This window comes from Arthrobacter sp. BG5 (assembly GCF_056680155.1).
Genome location: NZ_CM155268.1, coordinates 2,649,079 through 2,667,102, shown reverse-complemented (window position 1 = coordinate 2,667,102; position 18,024 = coordinate 2,649,079). Strand labels below are relative to the sequence as shown.

The 18,024-nt window shown below is 68.6% G+C and carries 14 protein-coding genes and 1 tRNA gene; 8 read left to right on the top strand and 7 right to left on the bottom strand.

Annotation, left to right across the window (positions count from 1 at the left end):
* Nucleotides 1-2: 2 nt before the first annotated feature.
* The 5 genes from AC1MBE_RS12375 to AC1MBE_RS12355 all read right to left on the bottom strand — a co-directional run bounded on the left by AC1MBE_RS12375 (nt 3) and on the right by AC1MBE_RS12355 (nt 5,179).
* Nucleotides 3-671, bottom strand: a complete 669-nt coding sequence (locus AC1MBE_RS12375; protein ID WP_479778645.1) for a bacterial proteasome activator family protein — start codon at nt 669-671, stop codon at nt 3-5.
* A gap of 154 nt (nt 672-825) precedes the next feature.
* Entirely contained in the window at nt 826-1,017 is a 192-nt protein-coding gene (locus AC1MBE_RS12370) for a YbdD/YjiX family protein (protein ID WP_346960398.1), read from the bottom strand.
* 11 nt (nt 1,018-1,028) lie between these two features.
* Entirely contained in the window at nt 1,029-3,320 is a 2,292-nt protein-coding gene (locus tag AC1MBE_RS12365) for a carbon starvation CstA family protein (protein ID WP_479782593.1), read from the bottom strand.
* A gap of 200 nt (nt 3,321-3,520) precedes the next feature.
* Entirely contained in the window at nt 3,521-4,054 is a 534-nt protein-coding gene (locus tag AC1MBE_RS12360) for a PadR family transcriptional regulator (protein ID WP_479778642.1), read from the bottom strand.
* A 141-nt stretch (nt 4,055-4,195) separates the two neighbouring features.
* On the bottom strand, nt 4,196-5,179 hold the full coding sequence (locus tag AC1MBE_RS12355; RefSeq protein ID WP_479778640.1) for an NAD(P)H-quinone oxidoreductase: 984 nt from the start codon (nt 5,177-5,179) through the stop codon (nt 4,196-4,198).
* 160 nt (nt 5,180-5,339) lie between these two features.
* Between AC1MBE_RS12355 and AC1MBE_RS12350 the strand changes: the two genes are divergently transcribed.
* Nucleotides 5,340-5,427, top strand: a tRNA-Ser gene (locus tag AC1MBE_RS12350).
* Nucleotides 5,428-5,735: 308 nt separating this feature from the next.
* Here the strand turns inward: AC1MBE_RS12350 and AC1MBE_RS12345 are convergent.
* Nucleotides 5,736-5,993, bottom strand: a complete 258-nt coding sequence (locus tag AC1MBE_RS12345) for a hypothetical protein (protein ID WP_479778638.1) — start codon at nt 5,991-5,993, stop codon at nt 5,736-5,738.
* Nucleotides 5,994-6,222: 229 nt separating this feature from the next.
* Between AC1MBE_RS12345 and AC1MBE_RS12340 the strand changes: the two genes are divergently transcribed.
* From AC1MBE_RS12340 to AC1MBE_RS12315, 6 genes are all read left to right on the top strand, one after another.
* The gene (locus tag AC1MBE_RS12340) at nt 6,223-6,921 is read left to right on the top strand and encodes a TetR/AcrR family transcriptional regulator C-terminal domain-containing protein (protein WP_479778636.1); all 699 of its coding nucleotides are present in this window, start codon (nt 6,223-6,225) and stop codon (nt 6,919-6,921) included.
* 21 nt (nt 6,922-6,942) lie between these two features.
* A complete protein-coding gene (locus AC1MBE_RS12335; protein ID WP_479778634.1) occupies nt 6,943-7,173 on the top strand; it encodes a zinc-ribbon domain-containing protein in 231 nt (76 codons plus the stop codon).
* A gap of 134 nt (nt 7,174-7,307) precedes the next feature.
* Nucleotides 7,308-7,730, top strand: a complete 423-nt coding sequence (locus AC1MBE_RS12330; RefSeq protein WP_479778632.1) for a universal stress protein — start codon at nt 7,308-7,310, stop codon at nt 7,728-7,730.
* Between the two features lie 51 nt (nt 7,731-7,781).
* Nucleotides 7,782-8,219 carry a helix-turn-helix transcriptional regulator gene (locus AC1MBE_RS12325; protein WP_479778630.1) on the top strand — a complete coding sequence of 146 codons (438 nt, stop codon included), beginning with the start codon at nt 7,782-7,784 and terminating at the stop codon, nt 8,217-8,219.
* A 10-nt stretch (nt 8,220-8,229) separates the two neighbouring features.
* Complete coding sequence (locus AC1MBE_RS12320) at nt 8,230-8,631, top strand: VOC family protein (protein WP_479778628.1); 402 nt, start codon at nt 8,230-8,232, stop codon at nt 8,629-8,631.
* 399 nt (nt 8,632-9,030) lie between these two features.
* Complete coding sequence (locus tag AC1MBE_RS12315; RefSeq protein ID WP_479778626.1) at nt 9,031-13,557, top strand: ExeM/NucH family extracellular endonuclease; 4,527 nt, start codon at nt 9,031-9,033, stop codon at nt 13,555-13,557.
* Nucleotides 13,558-13,705: 148 nt separating this feature from the next.
* Here AC1MBE_RS12315 and AC1MBE_RS12310 read toward each other — a convergent pair whose 3' ends face one another.
* On the bottom strand, nt 13,706-15,685 hold the full coding sequence (locus tag AC1MBE_RS12310) for an FAD/NAD(P)-binding protein (protein WP_479778624.1): 1,980 nt from the start codon (nt 15,683-15,685) through the stop codon (nt 13,706-13,708).
* Between the two features lie 74 nt (nt 15,686-15,759).
* Here AC1MBE_RS12310 and AC1MBE_RS12305 point away from each other — a divergent pair, with 74 nt between their 5' ends.
* A complete protein-coding gene (locus AC1MBE_RS12305; RefSeq protein ID WP_479778622.1) occupies nt 15,760-18,015 on the top strand; it encodes a prolyl oligopeptidase family serine peptidase in 2,256 nt (751 codons plus the stop codon).
* Nucleotides 18,016-18,024 lie beyond the last annotated feature (9 nt).

Genomic DNA, 18,024 nt, shown 5'->3' with positions numbered 1-18,024 from the left:
GCCTAGAGGTACTGGCCGGGACCGTGGTCCGGATCGGCCGGGCGGGCGGGTTGCGCCGGATCCGCGCCGGGCTGCGGCTCGGCGGCCCGCTGGGGTTCACCGTTTTCCCCGATGATGACGCCGGGCGCGATCATGGTGCCCGGCGGCAGCTGGCGGAGCTGCAGCTGCGCGGCCGCGTGCTCCCGGGCGGCGTGCTGGGCGGCGATCGCCGTCTGGATCCCGTGGAAGAGGCCCTCGAGCCAGCCGACCAGCTGGGCCTGGGCGATGCGCAGTTCAGCGTCGGAGGGGGTGCCGTCCTCGGTAAACGGCAGGTGGATCCGTTCGAGCTCCTGGACCAGCTCGGGGGCCAGTCCGTCCTCGAGTTCTTTGATGGAGCGTTCGTGGATTTCGGCCAGCCGGATCCGGGCCGCATCGTCCAGCGGGGCGGACTTCACTTCGTCCAGCAGCTGCTTGAGCATAGTGCCGATCCGCATGACCTTCGCCGGTTCGTCCACCAGGTCCTGCAGGTGGCTTGCGCGGCCGCGCGGACCCGGCCCGGCTGAAGCGGACAGGCGCGGGGCCGGTGCCCCGGCCGTCGCGTCGGCAGCGGAGGCATCCTGCGCTGCCGCGGGCGTGGTGATGCCCTCCATCGGTTTGTCGTCGCCGGACTGAGTGTCGATCGGATCGCTCATGGCTTCATACTCTCACGCGCGGAGGCGGAGGGCCGAGGTGCATGACGATCGGCTCCGGGCCCCGGCGTCGGGCCCCGAAACGGCGCCGATAACGGCCGGAGGCGCCGCCGGGAACGGGTGTTCCCAACGGCGCCTCCGGCAGCGAGAGGGCCTTTCAGCAGCAGCGGCCCTGCGGGTTGCTGTCCTGGCGGTCCGTGTGGTCGCGCCAGAAGTCGCGCTCACACATCGGCGGACCGTCGTGGCCCGAGGCCTGGTGGTGCTCCAGGTACTTCTTGTAGGCATCGGCTCCGAGGACACCGCTGAAGTACTCGGCAAAGCCCCGGAATCCCGCTACGAGTGCATTCATGGCCGCAACCGTCAGTGCCGTGCGGAGTGTTCGAGCCGCTGGTCTGCCGGCAGCTTCTTCCACTCAGCGTCCAGTTCGCGCTCCGCCGCGGTCGGGAACAGCCCGGCCGGCGCGAAAACGCGGGACGGCTGCGCCGGATCCTCGTACTCGACGTTGGCGATGCCGGCCGAGGCATTGCGGAAGGCCTTGGCGGTGGCGATCAGGGCCGTGACGATGACGATGATGCTCAGCACCACAAAGATGATCGAGAGCCAGCCCTGGATCATCGTGTTGCGGACCACGGCTTCCATGGCAGCCTGGGTCTTGGCCGTGCCGAAGGAGGTCTTCCCGTCGGCAAGTGCCTTAGCGAACGCTGCGTTGTTGGCGAAGTACCCGACGGCCGGGACCGGCGAGAAGATCTTGTAGAAGCTCGCGGTGATGGTGACGACGGCCGCGAAGGCCAGCGGCAGCGCCACGATCCAGAGGTACTTGAACGTGCCGCGCTTGGCCACAATGGCCAGGACCACCGACAGTGCGATGGCTGCGAGCAGCTGGTTGGCGATGCCGAACAGCGGGAACAGCGTGTTGATGCCGCCCAGCGGGTCGGTGACGCCCATCAGCAGCACGGCGCCCCACGCGGCGACCATCACCGCGGTGGCGAGCCACGCCCCCGGCCGCCAGGAGTGGTCCTTGAACTTCGGGACGAAGTTGCCGATCGAGTCCTGCAGCATAAAGCGCGCGACGCGGGTGCCGGCGTCGACCGCCGTCAGGATGAAGAGCGCTTCGAACATGATGGCGAAGTGGTACCAGAACGCCATCATGGCGGTGCCGCCGATGAACTGCTGCATGATGTGGGCCAGGCCGACGGCGAGGGTGGGGGCGCCGCCGGAGCGGGAGATGATGCTCTGCTCGCCGACGTCCTTGGCGGTCTGGGCGAGGACATCGGGGGTCATGTTGACCCCGGCCAGGCCCAGGCTGTTGACCCACTGTGCCGCCGATTCGACCGTGCCGCCGGTGAGGGCGAGCGGCGCGTTCATGGCGAAGTAGATGCCGCGGTCGATCGAGATCGCTGCCACGAGCGCCATGATGGCGACGAAGGATTCCATCAGCATGCCGCCGTAGCCGATGAGGCGGGTCTGGCGTTCCTTTTCGATGAGCTTCGGCGTCGTGCCGGAGGAGATCAGGGCGTGGAAGCCGGAGAGGGCGCCGCAGGCGATGGTCACGAAGAGGAACGGGAACACGGCTCCGGCGAAGACCGGTCCGTTGTCGCGGGAGGCGAATTCGCTGAATGCGGGCACGGTGATTTCGGGCCGCACCACGATGATGGCCAGAGCCAGCATCACGATCACGCCGATCTTCATGAAGGTGGAGAGGTAGTCGCGCGGTGCGAGCAGCAGCCACACGGGCAGGATGGCGGCGATGAAGCCGTAGATGATCAGGCCCCAGGCGATGGTGACCTTGTCCAGGTGGAAGAATGCGGCACCCCACTCGGTGCCCGCCACGGCGCCGCCGCCAATGATGGCGGCCATCAGCAGCACGAAGCCGATGAGGGAGACTTCCATGACCTTGCCGGGGCGGAGGTAGCGGAGGTAGACGCCCATGAACAGGGCGATCGGGATGGTCATGCCCACGGAGAAGACGCCCCAGGGACTTTCGCCGAGGGCGTTGACAACGACGAGCGCCAGGATGGCGACGATGATCACCATGATGAGCAGCGTGGCGATGAGGGCGGCGGTGCCGCCGATCACGCCGAGTTCCTCACGGGCCATCTGGCCGAGCGAGCGGCCGCCGCGGCGCATCGAGAAGAAGAGGACCAGGTAGTCCTGGACGGCGCCGGCAAGGACGACGCCGATGATGATCCAGATGGTGCCGGGCAGGTAGCCCATCTGGGCCGCGATGACAGGGCCGACGAGGGGCCCGGCGCCGGCGATGGCGGCGAAGTGGTGGCCGAAGAGGACGTTGCGGTCGGTGCGGACGTAGTCCTTGCCGTCCGCCTTGTATTCGGCGGGGGTGGCGCGGCGGTCGTTCGGCTTGGTGATGTACCGCTCGATGACCTTGGAATAGAAGCGGTACCCGATCAGGTAGGTGCAGACAGAGGCGAACACAAACCAGATTGCGTTGACCGTCTCGCCGCGGACGATCGCGAGCATGAACCAGGCGACGCCGCCCAGCAGTGCGATGGCCGCCCAGAGGGCGATTTTCGCGGGTGTCCACTTGCGCTCTTCAGCTTCGCGGACGGACTCGTCGACGGCCGTGGCCGGAAGGCCCGGTACCGGTGTGATGCCGTCGTCGATTTGTGCGGTGTTTGGCCCGCCGTCTGGCATTGTGCCCATGTCTCCTCCTTGAGAAACCCCGTGTGGCAGATCAGCAGTCGGATCTGCCCCATGGCACCTTATCAACGCGGCTTCCCGATGGATACGGCCGCGGGCCCGCCGCGCCGCGCCGCTCGCCGAGCGGTGCGGAGTCCGCGGTGAACGGCGTCACACCTGCGCCCGCTCTCAGGCCGGGCCCGCCGGCGCGGTTGTCAGGCCGGGCCGGCCAGCTGCATGAGGCGCGCCTCGCAGAGGTCCAGCCACCGGACTTCTGCCTCGGTCTGGAAAATCAGCGAATCCAGGACCAGCAGCCTGGCGGTGTCCTCGGGGCGCGGGTGCACAACGGCTTCGCGCCGCGACTTGGTGTACTCCTGCAGCGCCCGGATGGACACGGCGCGCTGCGCCTGGATGAGGGCGCCGACGTCGACGGCGGGCAGCGTGAGGGCGAGCGCGAGCTTGATGGCGAGTTCGTTGCGCGGCGGAGTAGCGCGGCCGACGGGGGCGCGGAACCATTCCCGGACCTGGTCCAGCCCCGCCGGGGTGATGCTGTAGATGACATGGCCTTCGCCGTCGGCGCCGTCTTTTTGGACCAGGCCGTCGCGTTCGAGGCGGTCGAGGGTGGTGTACACCTGTCCGATGTTCAGCGGCCAGGACGCACCGGTTCTGTCCTCGAATTCGGTCCTGAGCTGGTACCCGTAGCGCGGCCGCTCCTGCAGCAGCGCGAGGAGGCTGTGGCGGATAGACATGGTGCTCCCGAGGGTAGCAGGACGACGGTATACACGCGCCCCAAGACGCGTGTATACCGCGCATGGAATTACATTATCGTCGTTTGTCTCCGGCGGCGACTCGGCATATGCCAATTTGCGTATGCCTTGCGTCACGTCGGGCTAGGTGACGAGCAGGACCTTGCCGACGTGCTCGCCGGAATCGAAGTAGCGGTGCGCCGCCTGAACCTGGTCAAGCGGGAACGTCTTGGCCACCAGAGGCCGGATCCGCCCGTCGGCCACCAGTGGCCAGACGGCGTCACGGACCGCGTTCATGATGACCGTCTTCTCCTCCACCGGCCGGGGCCGGAGCGACGTGGCGATGATGGCCGCCCGCTTCCGGAGCAGCATATTGAGGTCCAGTTCAGCCTTGGTGCCGCCCTGCAGGCCGATCACCACAAGCCGGCCGTAGTCGGCCAGGGCGTCCACGTTCTGCCCGAGGTACTTGGCACCGACGACGTCGAGAATGACATCCGCTCCCTTGCCGCCGTTCTGGGCGCGCAGGCTCTCCGGGAAGCTCTCCTCCGCATAGTTGATCGCGATGTCCGCGCCGAGGAAGGCTTTTGCGGTGCCGACCTTCTCCGCGGTGCCCGCAGTGGTGGCCACGTGCGCGCCGAGGGCCTTGGCCAGCTGGATTGCCATGGTGCCGATGCCGCCGGTGGCCCCATGGATGAGCACGGTCTCCCCCGCCTGCAGCTGGGCCGTCATCACCAGGTTGGAGTAGACGGTGGCCGCGACCTCCGGCAACGAGGCGGCAGTCACGAGGTCCACGCCGTCGGGAATCCTCAGCACCTGGCCGGCCGGCACCGCCACTTTTTCGGCGTAACCGCCACCCGCCAGCAGCGCGACAACCTTGTCCCCGACGGAGAAAGGCTTGGTGACACCGGGGCCGAAGCCGGCGATCCGCCCGGAAACTTCAAGGCCGGGAATGTCGGAGGCGCCCGGTGGCGGCGGGTAGACCCCCTTGCGCTGCTGGACGTCCGCCCGGTTGAGGCCGGCGGCGACGACGTCGATCAGCACCTCACCCGGGCCCGGGACGGGCGCGGGGACTTCACGAAGCTCCAGGACCTCCGGACCACCGGGTGCGGAGATGTAGACAGCCTTCATGGAGTACTCCCGATTCCTAACCAATTGCGTGCAGGCAGAGCGGCCGCAGCACACGGTGCTGGCAACGCCTGCTTCCAGAGTATGTGGCCAAACCGGCGCCGCAAGCGAGCGCCGCCGCTTTTTTGTGGCTACTGACCGGCTATGAAACACTACTCGTTAGGGAAGGTTGTCCGAGCGGCCGATGGAGCTGGTCTTGAAAACCAGTGTGCGGTAACCCCGTACCAAGAGTTCGAATCTCTTACCTTCCGCGGGTGCGCAGCGATTGCGCGGATTTGAGGCCGGCGGCGGCGATCGAAAGATTGCGGCCGCCGGCCTCACCTGTTCCGTCGGCGGCTAATGGCCGCGGCGAAGGTCGCGGTGGTCGCCAGGACCCGGGAGAGACCGCAGCGAGTGCAGGTGACAGCCAGGGCGAGGGTTTCGTCCCGAGCGTCAAGGACCGCGGCGGGACCAGCGCGGAGGTGCCGATCACTGTGGCAGTCGGCGCACCAGGGCCGGCGGCCGCGGGGCTGGTGGGCGCTGACCGGGCGGTAGGTGCCCGAACTTGCGGCCACCCGCCTCACACCAGTCCGGGGAAGCTGGAGAGAATGTAGTCCGCGGCGGCGGGACCCTTCATGCGGAGCGGAGTCCGATCGGGACGGATCCTCTTCTCCTTCATGGCTGCCCAGAAGGCATCCTCGGGCCGGGGCACGCTCCGGGACAGGAAACACCAGCTGGTGTAGACGCCGTAAAGACAGTCCCGGCCGAGCACGGAACCGGATGCGGCGTCAGAGGTGGTGGCTTCCCGAAGAAACTGGTCGTATTGCGAATCTGCCATGATGGCTCGTTTCCGCTGGGTGCGTGTTAATGCCGCCGAGGGCTACAGCAGCAGACGCTTGTACGCCACGCACGGGCCGCCAAGCGGTTTGGGATACCGCAGTGCGGAACCCGGAACTTCTCTACACTGTAGACAATAGGCGTAGACTTCACTGTAGGCAAGCTTGCTGACTAACCTTCCGGGACGGCCCCCTTATTCGGACCGGCCCGCACAACAGGATCGGAAACCCATGTCCCCCGCAGAGAAGCTGGCGCCCTCCACGGCCCCCGGCCCGAAAACGCGACTCAGCCGGGAACTGGTGCTGTGCACGGCACTGGCGCTGGTTGACTCCGACGGCCTGGAGGCGCTCACCATGCGCCGGCTCGGCCAGGAACTCGGCCGGGACCCGATGAGCCTGTACCGCTACGCCGAAAACCGCGCCGCCCTGCTGGACGGCGTCTCCGAGCTCGTTCTGAACGAGCTGGCCATCTTCCCCGATGACCCGGACTGGCAAGCGCAGCTGCGGCGCATCGCCCATGATCTGCGCGACCTCGCGCTCCGGCACCCCAATGTCGTTCCCCTGCTGGTGACCCGGCCACTATCCACACCGCTGGGCCTCCGACCACTGGGCACGCTGCGCCCTTTGGAACAGATTCTTTCCCTGCTGATCGACGCCGGCTTCGCCCCGGCCGACGCGCTCCACGTCTACCGCGCCTACTACGGCTACTTGTACGGCCACATCCTCAACGAACTGCAGGAATTCATCGTCGACCCGGAGGAGAACGAAGCCCTCTTGCGCCTGGGCCTGCACCGCCTGCCGCCAAAGGACTTCCCCCGCCTCCGGGCCCTCGCGCCGGTCCTCGTCGACTACGACGGCAAAGCGGAGTTGGACGAAGGCATCACCATCCTGCTCACGGGCCTCGCCGCCCGTCTCTCGCCGAAGGCCTGACCACCCACGAAAGGTGCCACCATGTTCCTCCTCTTCGGCCTCAAAACCGTGCTCAACGAACTGCCCGGCCGGCCGGCCACCTGCCAGCGCTGCGGCCAGTTCGTGCAGCACCGCCTGCAGCAACGCGCCACGAAGTTCACGCTGTTCTTCATCCCCGTCTTCACCACATCCAGGAGCTACCGGATCACCTGCTCGAACTGCGGCCAGACATCCGCGATCAAGACGCGCCAGGCAAAATCCCTGACCTGGTGACTCCGGCTGGCGGCTTTAAGGGGGCCCCTCCCGGTCCACCGCCGGCAGTGCCAAGATGGGGTATCCCTGCAGTTCCCGGGACCCATCGATGACGCGGAGGACTAATGGCCGGCAACGGGATATTCAGGATCGTAGTGGGGGTCGACGGTTCGCCGCAGTCCCAGGCCGCCCTGGACTGGGCGGTTGACGAAGCCAAGCTACGCGGCGGCCAGGTCCTGGCCCTGGCGGCATGGAGCTTCCCCTACGTCAGCGACGCCCTGGGACAGGCCTGGGACTACGAGATCTTCGAGTCGGACGCCCGGACAATCCTCGAGGCGGAGCTCGCACGCGTCGGCAACCAGGGCGTGGAGATCACCGGACGCCTGGTGCAAGGCAATCCCGCCGCGGCGCTCGTGGACGCCTCCCGGGAAGCCGAGCTGGTTGCCGTGGGCTCACGCGGCCACGGTGGATTCGCCGGCATGATGCTTGGCTCCGTGTCGACCCAAACCGTCCACCACGCCCACTGCCCGGTGCTGGTTTTCCGCGAGCGCACCGCGGAACCGGGCCAGCCTTCATAGGCCGCACGGACAGGCTGACTCTCCCTTCGTCGTCGGCGCTAAACTGGCGGCATGACACCGCAGGAGCTGGCAAACCTGGCCCACCTGCGCCGGGCGCGGGACCTGATCGACCGCGACTACGCCCGGCCGCTGGACGTGCCCACCATGGCCGCGGGCGCCCTGATGTCCCCGGCGCACTTTTCCCGCCAGTTCAAGGCGGCCTACGGCGAAACGCCGTACAACTACCTCATGACGCGGCGGATCGAGCGTGCCATGGCGCTGCTGCGGGCCGGTGCCAGCGTGACCGACGCCTGCATGGACGTCGGCTGCACGTCGCTTGGTTCGTTCAGTTCCCGGTTCACCGAGCTCGTCGGCATGCCGCCCAGCGCATACCGGGCCAGGGAGCACCACGCGGTCAAGGCGATGCCGTCGTGCGTGGCACGGCAACACACGCGGCCCCCGCGGAAGCCGAGCAGGATTGAAGAAGCATCCTTTCCGCCGCTCCCCTAGCGTGTGAGTCATGAACATTTCATTGCAGTACGCACAAATCACCGTCAACGACCTCGACGAGTCGCTCGCTTTCTACCGCGACGCGCTCGGCCTGGAGGTGCGCAACGACGTCGGCTCGGACGGCCACCGCTGGGTCACCCTCGGCAGTGCTGCCCAGCCTGATCTGGAGATCGTGCTTTCTCCCCCGCACGCCGGCCGTTCCCAGGACGACGGCGACGCGCTCCAGCAGTTGCTCACCAAGGGGGTGCTGCCCGTGATCGTGTTCCGCACGGACGACCTCGATGCCACGTTCGAGGCCGTCCGCGCAGCCGGGGCGGAGGTGCTCCAGGAACCCATCGTGCAGCCGTGGGGGCCGCGGGACTGCGCCTTCCGCGACCCGTCCGGGAACATGGTCCGCTTCAACCAGGCCTGAGCGCACCGGCGGAAGCCCCTCCGCCTCCCAAACGCCTGAGTCCGGGCGCCAAGTAAATCCTTTGGAAAAATTGCTGTAAGAAATACCGGCCAACCGCTTCCCCTGCGGCTACTGGCCGGTATTCTTTTGAGTGCCCGGGCCGGGGGACGGCCGGGCTGACAAAAATGCTCTACCAACACCGTCGCTGGGGCACCTTGTTGGGGTTCCGTGCCGGCTGTGAGGCGTTCCGCTGGGGGCCGTCTCGCCGAATGCACATGCAATCCATCTTGTGTTCATTCACCCCTGTTTTGCTGTGCCGGAATCTGCTTGACCAGGAGCAGACCGGCCGGTCCGCGGGCCATTTACCCGGACACACTCCACCCAGCCCTTACCCGGGCACCCTCATGAGAGTTAGAGCGGATGAAAATCACACCTTGGAAAACAGCGCTGGGCACAGCCCTGTCCGCGGGGCTCATCGCAGCGCCGCTGACGGCTTTGCCCGCCGCCGCACTGGAGGTCTCACCTGCGGCCGCCGGAACTTCGCCAGTGATCATCAATGAGGCCTACCTCAGCGGCGGCAGCGCCGGCGCGGCCTACAAGAACAAGTTCGTCGAGCTGTACAACACCTCGGACGCCCCGGTCACGCTGGACGGCTGGTCCGTCCAGTACCGCTCCGCCACGAGCACCGTCGCGCCGAGCACCACGGTGCCCCTGTCCGGCACCGTCCCCGCCAAGGGGTATTACCTGCTCAAGGGCGGCAGCAACGGCTCTGCCGGACTGGACCTGCCCGCCGCCGACACCACGGCCACCGGGTTCAACCCGGCCATCGCGGGCGGAACGATCGTTCTGGCCAGGCAGGCAACCGCCCTGGACCCGCTGGCGACCGGCTCCGTCGTCGAACCCGGGAACGTCGCCGACCTGCTGGGCTACGGAACCTCCACCACGTTCGAAACCCGGGCGGCAACGGCGCCGTCGGGCACCGGGGACGTCAAGAGCCTGAACCGCAGCAACGGCGTTGACAGCAACAACAACGCCGCGGACTTCGCCCTCAACGCCGCGATCACCCCCAAGGCCGTCAACGGTGAAGCCGCCCCGGTTGAGCCGGCGCCGACCACTCCCCCGGTCTCCAGGAGCATCGCCGAGATCCAGGGCACCGGCACGACCAGCCCGCTCGCCGGCACGGCCGTCAGCACCCGCGGCAAGGTCACCGCGTCCTTCCCGACCGGCGGGTTTGCGGGCTTCTACCTGCAGACCCCCGGCACCGGCGGCGATCTGACCCCGGCCAACCACACCGCCTCGGACGCCATCTTCGTGTACGCACCGTCCGCCGTGGCCTCGGTGCAGATCGGCGACTACGTCGAGGTCACGGGCAGTGTTGCCGAGTACTACGGCATGACCCAGCTCAACGCCACGGCGGTCGCCAAGCTGACCGAGGCCGCCCCCGAGGTCAAGGCCACCCGTTTCGCCCTCCCCGCCGACGAGGCGTTCCGCGAATCCCTGGAAGCCATGCTGCTGACACCGCAGGGTCCGGTCACGGTCGCGGACAACTACTCGCTCAACCAGTACGGCGAAATCGGCCTGGCCGGCGGCACCACCCCGCTGGAGCAGCCCACCGCCGTCGCGCCCTACGGGTCCGCCGAGTACACCGCCACCGTCGCGGCCAACGCCGCCCGCGGCATCAAGCTCGACGACGGCGCCAGCACCAACTTCCTCAAGGACGCCGCCAACAAGGCACTGACCCTGCCGTACCTGACCACCTCGGATCACGTCCGGGTGGGCGCGCCGGTGACGTTCAAGACCAACGTGGTGCTCAGCTACGCCAACAACTCCTGGAAGTTCCAGCCGCTGACCCAGCTGACCGCCGACAACGCGGACACGGTCCAGCCGGCCGGCTTCGGCGCCACCCGCGCGGAGGCCCCGACGGCGGTGGGCGGCAACCTGAAGCTTGCCTCGTTCAACGTGCTGAACTACTTCCCCACCACCGGCGACCAGGTCACCGGCTGCACGTTCTACACGGACCGCGCGGGCAACCCCATCACCGTCAAGGGTGGCTGCGACCTCCGCGGCGCCGCCAATGCCGAGAACTTCAAGCGCCAGCAGGACAAGATCGTGGCCGCCATTTCCAAGTCCGGCGCCGACGTCGTCACCCTGATGGAGGTCGAGAACTCGGCCCAGTTCGGCAAGAACCGGGACGACGCCCTGGCCAAGCTGGTGGACGCCCTGAACATCGCCACGCCCGGCATCTGGGACTACGTCCGCACCCCCGCCAACGCACCGCCGCTGTCCGACGAGGACATGATCCGCACCGCCTTCATTTTCAAGAAGGCCGCGGCCGAACCGGTGGGCGACTCCATCATCCACAACGACACGGTGGCCTTCGCCAGTGCCCGCAAGCCGCTGGCCCAGGTGTTCAAGCCCGTCGGCGCCTCCGATGACAAGAAATTCATCGCGATCGCCAACCACTTCAAGTCCAAGGGCTCCGCCGCGACGCCGGATGACACCGACAAGGGCCAGGGCAATTCAAACCTCGCCCGCACCGCCCAGGCGCAGTCCCTGCTGGCCTTCGCCGACGAGCTGCAGAGATCCAAGGGCACCAACAAGGTCTTCCTGATCGGCGACTTCAACTCCTACGCCAAGGAGGACCCGATCAACGTCCTCACGGCGGCCGGATACGTCAACCAGGATGACAAGGCCAAGAACGCCGACGGCACCGCCAAGCACTCCTACCTATACGGCGGCCTGGTGGGCTCACTGGACCACATCCTCGCCTCCCCGGCGGCGAACGCCGTCGTCACCGGCGCGGACATCTGGAACATCAACTCGGTGGAATCCGTGGCGCTGGAATACAGCCGCTACAACAACAACGTCACCGACTACTACGCGCCGGACCAGTTCCGCGCCAGCGACCACGATCCGGTCGTCGTCGGGCTCAACCTGCCAGCCACCCCGGCCAGCGTTGACCTGAACTTCCTGGGCATCAACGATTTCCACGGCCGCATCGATTCCAACACCGTGCTGTTCGCGGGAACCATCGAGAAGCTCCGGGCGGCCGCGGCACCCGGCGCCACCGCGTTCCTCTCCGCCGGCGACAACATCGGCGCTTCGCTGTTCGCCTCGGCCGTTGCCAAGGACCAGCCCACCATTGATGTGCTGAACGCCCTGGAGCTGCGCACCTCGGCCGTGGGCAACCACGAGTTCGACGGCGGCTGGGCCGACCTGCGCGACCGGGTGGTCGCCGGCGGCAGCAACGCGAAGTTCCCGTACCTGGGCGCCAACGTCTACAAGAAGGGCACCACCGAGCCGGCCCTGCCGGAGTACACCGTGCTGGACATGAACGGGATCAAGGTCGCCGTGATCGGCACCGTGACACAGGAAGTACCGTCGCTGGTCACCCCGGCCGGCATCGCGGACCTCGAATTCGGCGATCCCGTCGAGGCCATCAACCGCGTTGCCGCGAAGCTCAAGGCTGACAAGCTCGCCGACGTGATCATCGTGGAAAACCACGACGGCGCCGGTTCCGGCACTCCCGAAGGCGCCACCCTGGAGCAGGAAGTCGCCGCCGGCGGCCCCTTCGCCAAGATGGTCACCGAGGTTACCCCGGATGTCGCCGCGATCTTCAACGGCCACACCCACAAGCAGTACGCGTGGGACGCGCCGGTGCTGGATGCAGCCGGACAGCCTACGGGCAAGACCCGTCCGATCGTGCAGACCGGCAACTACGGCGAGTTCATCGGGCAGATCCAGCTCACCATCGACACCAAGACCATGTCCGTCACCGGCTACAAGGCGGCCAACGTCAAGCGCACCACGGACCCGGCGGCCGGCCTGGTCGCCGCTTACCCGCGGGTGGCCGCGGTCAAGGCCATCGTGGACAAAGCGGTCGCCGACGCAGCCGTGATCGGCAACCAGCCGGTCGGCAAGGTCACTGCGGACATCACGACGGCGTTCGCCGGCTCCCCCGCTGTGCGTGATGACCGCGCGAGCGAATCCACCCTGGGCAACCTCGTGGCGGACTCCCTGGTCGACGCCCTCAAGGCACCGGAGCTCGGTGCCGCCGAGATCGGCGTCGTCAACCCCGGCGGCCTGCGCAACGAGCTGTACTACGCCCCGGACGGCACCATCACCTACGCCGAGGCCAACGCGGTGCTGCCGTTCGTGAACAACCTCTGGACCACCACGCTGACCGGCGCGCAGTTCAAGACGCTGCTGGAGCAGCAGTGGCAGACCAACCCGGACGGCACGGTCCCCAGCCGCGCCTACCAGCAGCTGGGCCTGTCCAAGAACGTCAACTACACCTACGACGCCGCCCGCGCCGCGGGCGACCGGGTCACCGCGATCCGGGTCAACGGTGCGCTGATCGACCCGGCGAAGTCCTACCGGATCGGCACGTTCAGCTTCCTGGCCACCGGCGGCGACAACTTCCGGATCTTCAAGTCCGGCACCGGCACCAAGGACTCCGGGCTGGTGGACCGGGACGCGTGGATCAAGTACCTGCAGACGCACAACCCCGTCTCGCCGGACTTCGCCCGCCGATCCGTATCCGTGGTGAACACCACCGCTGCCGAGGTCAAGGGCGGGGACCCCATCACCTTGGCGGTCTCCAAGCTGGACCTCACCTCGCTGGGCAGCCCGGTGAACACCTCGCTGCGTGCCGAGTTCACCGACGCCGCGGGCACCGTGACGCTGCTCGGCACCGTGCCGGTCACCGCCGGCGCGGCCACCGTGGACGTGAAGGTGCCTGCCGGCGCCGCCGCCGGCACGGGCACCGTGGTGCTCACCGCCGTCGAGTCCGGCACCGTGGTCAAGGCGGACGTCCTGGTCGCGGCCCGCGTGCCCGTCCCGCCGCAGTGCACCGCGCCGGTCAAGCCGAAGCGACCCGCGGACCTCGTGGGCCAGGCCAACTACGGCACGGCGATGGCCGCCTACCGGAAGTGCCTGAAGGGCTAGCCCCGTAGCCCTGCCTCAGTGAGCATGCCCCTCCCCCGGCCGGAGCGGCGGACATAGTCTGCAAGTGTCCACCGCCCGGCCCGGGGAGGGAGCATGCTCATTTTTTGTGCGCGGGTTTGACGGGTTCACGTGCGTGGCAGCCCGTGCGCTACCGGCCGAGGATGTCCCGGGCGATCTCGTCGGCGTCGCGCAGGGTCCGCTGGCCGCTGCGGTAGACCGGGCCCCGCTGCTGCCACGCCTCGGCCGCAATGGCAGTACCCCATTGCGCCGCGGAGAGCTGCAGCCCCAGCACGTAGATCCCGTCCGTGACTGACCCATTCGCGCCGACGGGCCGGTAAGGGTGCGGGATAACGTCCAGCCCGGAACTCTGCACGGGCACTCCTTCCGCGCTCATCATCAGGCGCGGGCGGACCAGACCGTCCGCGAGCAACTGCTCCAGCAGCGGGGACGCGTTGATGGCCACCCGGTTGGCCGGGGCCAGCGCCTCGACCAGCACCGTGGCCTGCACCTTGCTGCCGCCGTCCCCGTCCCTGCCGGCCACCCAGGGCGAGGCGGCCGTAAACACTTTCGTCTTCCGGTCGACGTCGAACTTGGGGTCGGGGCCCACAAAGCTGACGACGCCGGCCCGGGCCAGGGCCGCGAGCTGCTCGGCACGAAGGGCCGGCGGACCGCTGGCGAGCCCTTCCACGAACGATTCGAACCAGCCGCGCAGGCCGGCCACCCATGACTCGTCGGTGATGCCGCCGTCGGCCACCGCCGTTTTCAGCACCGCCCGGCCGTGGTGCAGGGCGCCGATCGCCATCTTGACCGGGTCGTCCTCGCCGAGCGCGGAGCGCCGCGCATCATCGAGCAGATAATCGACGACGGCGGCATCCAGGTCCGCCCGGGACGCGAACGTACGGCCGGCGAGCGGCGCGGCGAGGCCCAGCAGGTCCAGCCGGTAGGTCGGGCGGACGTGGGCGTCGATCACGGCGCCGGCGGCTTCCTCCCACTTCACCGTGGAGTGGGCGTGCGGCTGCAGCGCTTCCTCCAGCGCGTCCAGGAATCCCGCCGGATCCGCACCGACCACGTCGGGCTGCGAGCGCGCCAGGGTGGAGTAGTACGCCCACACGACGTCGCGGTGCAGCAGCGGCCAGAGGTCGTGGTCGAAGGCAGGCAGGATTCCGGTGGCGGCGAACTTCGAGAGCGCGTCCTCGGTGCAGTACCTGAGCGACACTGCCGCCGGGTAGTAGCCGGCCAGGGCCGCCTTAGCCCGGTACGGGGTTCCGCGGCGCGAGGCGGCGATGATGAACGGTTCCCGGCCGGACGGCAGGTAGGTCAGACCCGCCCTGTCCGGGGCGGGCAGGAACTTGCCGCCGCGGCCCTCGGTCAGCTGGCCCATCACGTCGAAGAAGTTCAGGCCCATGCCGCGCACCAGCACCGGCTGCACCGCGGGGATCCCGGACCAGTCGACGTCGGCGGGCGCGGCCGGCGGCAGATACTTCAATCCCAGCTCGTCCGCCGCCGCCTGCAGTTCGCGCTGCTCGGGGTTGGGCCGGGACTCCAGGTGGCCGAGGGCCAGCACCACGGATCCGGCGCCGAGCACGGTCCCGTCGTCGAGCGCGACCTCAAATCCGGCGCTCCCGGGCCCGGCGTTACCGGGGCCGGCGGCTGGCCGGACCGACGTCGCGGTGGCCTGATGGAATTCAACGGTGACGCCGGCGGGCAGCTTCTCCAGCAGTTCCTCGAGTGTGGACCTCAGGTAGCGCCCGTACAGCGCGCGGCTGGGGAAGTCCGCGGACCCCAGGCCGGCCAGCTCGGTGCGTTCCTCGGCGGACAGCGCCGGGTGCGGGTCCCTGCGCTGCCGGTCCCGCCACTGGTCGAAGGTGGCCCCGGCCAGCGGCGCCGCCAGCTCCGGATCCTCCGGGACCACGGTGGGGTAGAAAGACTGCGTGTTCATCAGGTAGAGCCGGGACTGTCCGGGCTGCCAGACGTGGCCCGGACCGGCCGGGTAGGGGTCGACCACATCGATGTGCAGGGTCGCATCCGGCGTCGCGGGGGCCCAGTTGGCGAGCAGCCGCTCCAGCACACTGGTGCCCCGGGGTCCGGCGCCGATCAGTGCCATCCGGATGCTCTGCGATTTACCCACGGGATCCAGCGTATCCGCATCCGGGCCGCCGCCTTGACTTGCCTGCCCGGCACCGGTGTTGCTTGGATGGGCCCATGACCACCTCTTCAGCTGAGTACCCCACCGCGCCCGGCGAGCCCTCCGGCGCGCTGCCCGGGACCGCCCCCGAGCCCGTCGACGAGAACATCTGGCTGGAGGAAATCTACGGCGAGGAGCAGCTGGCCTGGGTCCGGGAACAAAATGCCCGCACCGAGGAGTTGCTGGAGGACGCCGAATACGGCGAGCTCGAAAACCGGATCCTGGAGGTCCTGGACTCCACCGACCGGATCGCCATGGTGGGCAAACACGGCCAGTGGTACTACAACTTCTGGAAGGACCGCAACAACCCCAAGGGCCTGTGGCGGCGCACGGACTGGGCGAGCTACCGGGACGGTACGCCGGCGTGGGAAATCCTGCTCGACGTCGACGCCCTGGCCGCTGCGGAGGGGGAGGAGTGGGTCTTCCACGGCGCCAGCTTCCTCCGCCCCGCCGCCGGGCAGCCGCACCGGCTGGCGTTGCTGGCGCTCTCCCCCGACGGCGGCGACGCGAACCGCTACCGCGAGTTCGACGTCGAGACGCGCAGCTTCGTTGACCCCGCGGAGGGCGGCTTCGACCTGCCGACGGCGAAGGGCAACGTCTCATGGCTGGACGCCGACACCCTGCTGGTCGCAAGCACCGCCGACGGACTGCCAAAAACCAGCTCCTCCTATGCCCGGACCGGTGTGGTCCTGCGGCGCGGCGAGTCCCTGGCCGCGGCCGAGCGGCTCTTCGAAATCCCGGAGGACCACATGATGGCGCTCCTGGCGCACGACTCCACCCCCGGCTTCGAGCGGACCTTCGCCGTGGACTGGATCAGCTTCTTTGAAAAGCGCACCTCGGTGCTCCGCGACGGCGTCTGGGTCGAGCTGGAGGTGCCCGCGGACGTAAACCTGAGCTCACACCGGGAATGGCTGCTCTTCCGGCCCCAGGGCGAGTGGACCGTGAACGGCACGAGCTACCCGGCGGGGTCCCTGCTGGCGGCGGACTTCGAGGCTTTCCTGGCCGGCAGCCGGGAGCTGTCCGTCCTCTTCACCCCGGATGAGCACACCTCCCTGCAGTCCTGGAGCTGGACCCGGGACTTCCTGCTGCTGAACCTGCTCCGCGACGTGTCCTCCGAGATCCGGGTGCTGGATCCGCAGCGGCCCGGCACGGACGTCGCCTGGGCCTCCAGTGTGCTGGACGCCTGCCCGCCCCTGCATGACGTCAACGCGTACGCCGTCGACGACGAGGACGGCAGCGGGGACGACGGCGGCGGCGGCGACAGCACTGCCGGTGCCGACGCCGGGAACGACTTCTGGCTGGTGGCGACGGGGTTTGCGACGCCGAGCACCCTGACGCGCGGCACCCTGACGCGCGCCGGCGTCGACGGCGTCGTGAGCACGCACGAGGTGGTCCGGACCGCGCCGTCGTTCTTCGACGAGGAAGCCTACGAGGTCCAGCAGCACTTTGCGGTGTCCAAGGACGGCACCCGGGTGCCCTATTTCCAGATCGCCGCGAGGGACCTGGTGCTGGACGGGCAGAACCCCACCCAGCTCTCCGGCTACGGCGGATTCGAGATTTCCCGCACCCCGGCCTACAGCGGCGCCGTCGGCCGGGCCTGGCTGGAGCGGCGCACCGAGGAATCCGCGGGCGCCGACGGGGAGGCCCCGCACAGCCGCGGCGGGGTCTACGTCGTGGCGAACATCCGCGGCGGCGGCGAGTACGGGCCGTCGTGGCACCGTGCCGCGCTGCAGGACAAGCGGCACCGGGCGTACGAAGACTTCGCCGCCGTCGCGCAGGACCTGATCTCGCGCGGCGTGACGTCCCGGCAGCGGCTCGGCTGCGTGGGCGGCTCCAACGGCGGCCTGCTGGTGGGGAACATGCTCACCCAGTACCCGGAACTGTTCGGCGCCGTCTCCTGCGGGGTGCCGCTGCTGGACATGCGCCGGTACAGCAAGCTGTCCGCCGGGTACTCCTGGATTGCCGAGTACGGCGACCCCGACGTGCCCGAGCAGTGGGAGTTCATCCGGACCTTCTCGCCCTACCACCTGCTCCGCGACGGAGTGGAGTACCCGGAAACCTTCATCTGGACCGCCACCTCGGATGACCGGGTGGGTCCCGTGCAGGCCCGCAAGATGGCCGCCCGGATGCAGGCCATGGGCATCCCCAATGTCTGGTTCCACGAAGCGCTCGAGGGCGGCCACGCAGGAGCCTCGGACAACCGCCAGGCCGCGGCGCTGCAGAGCCGCAGCCAGCATTTCCTCTGGCGCGCCCTGGCGGGCCGGGCCGCCTAGGTCCGCCGC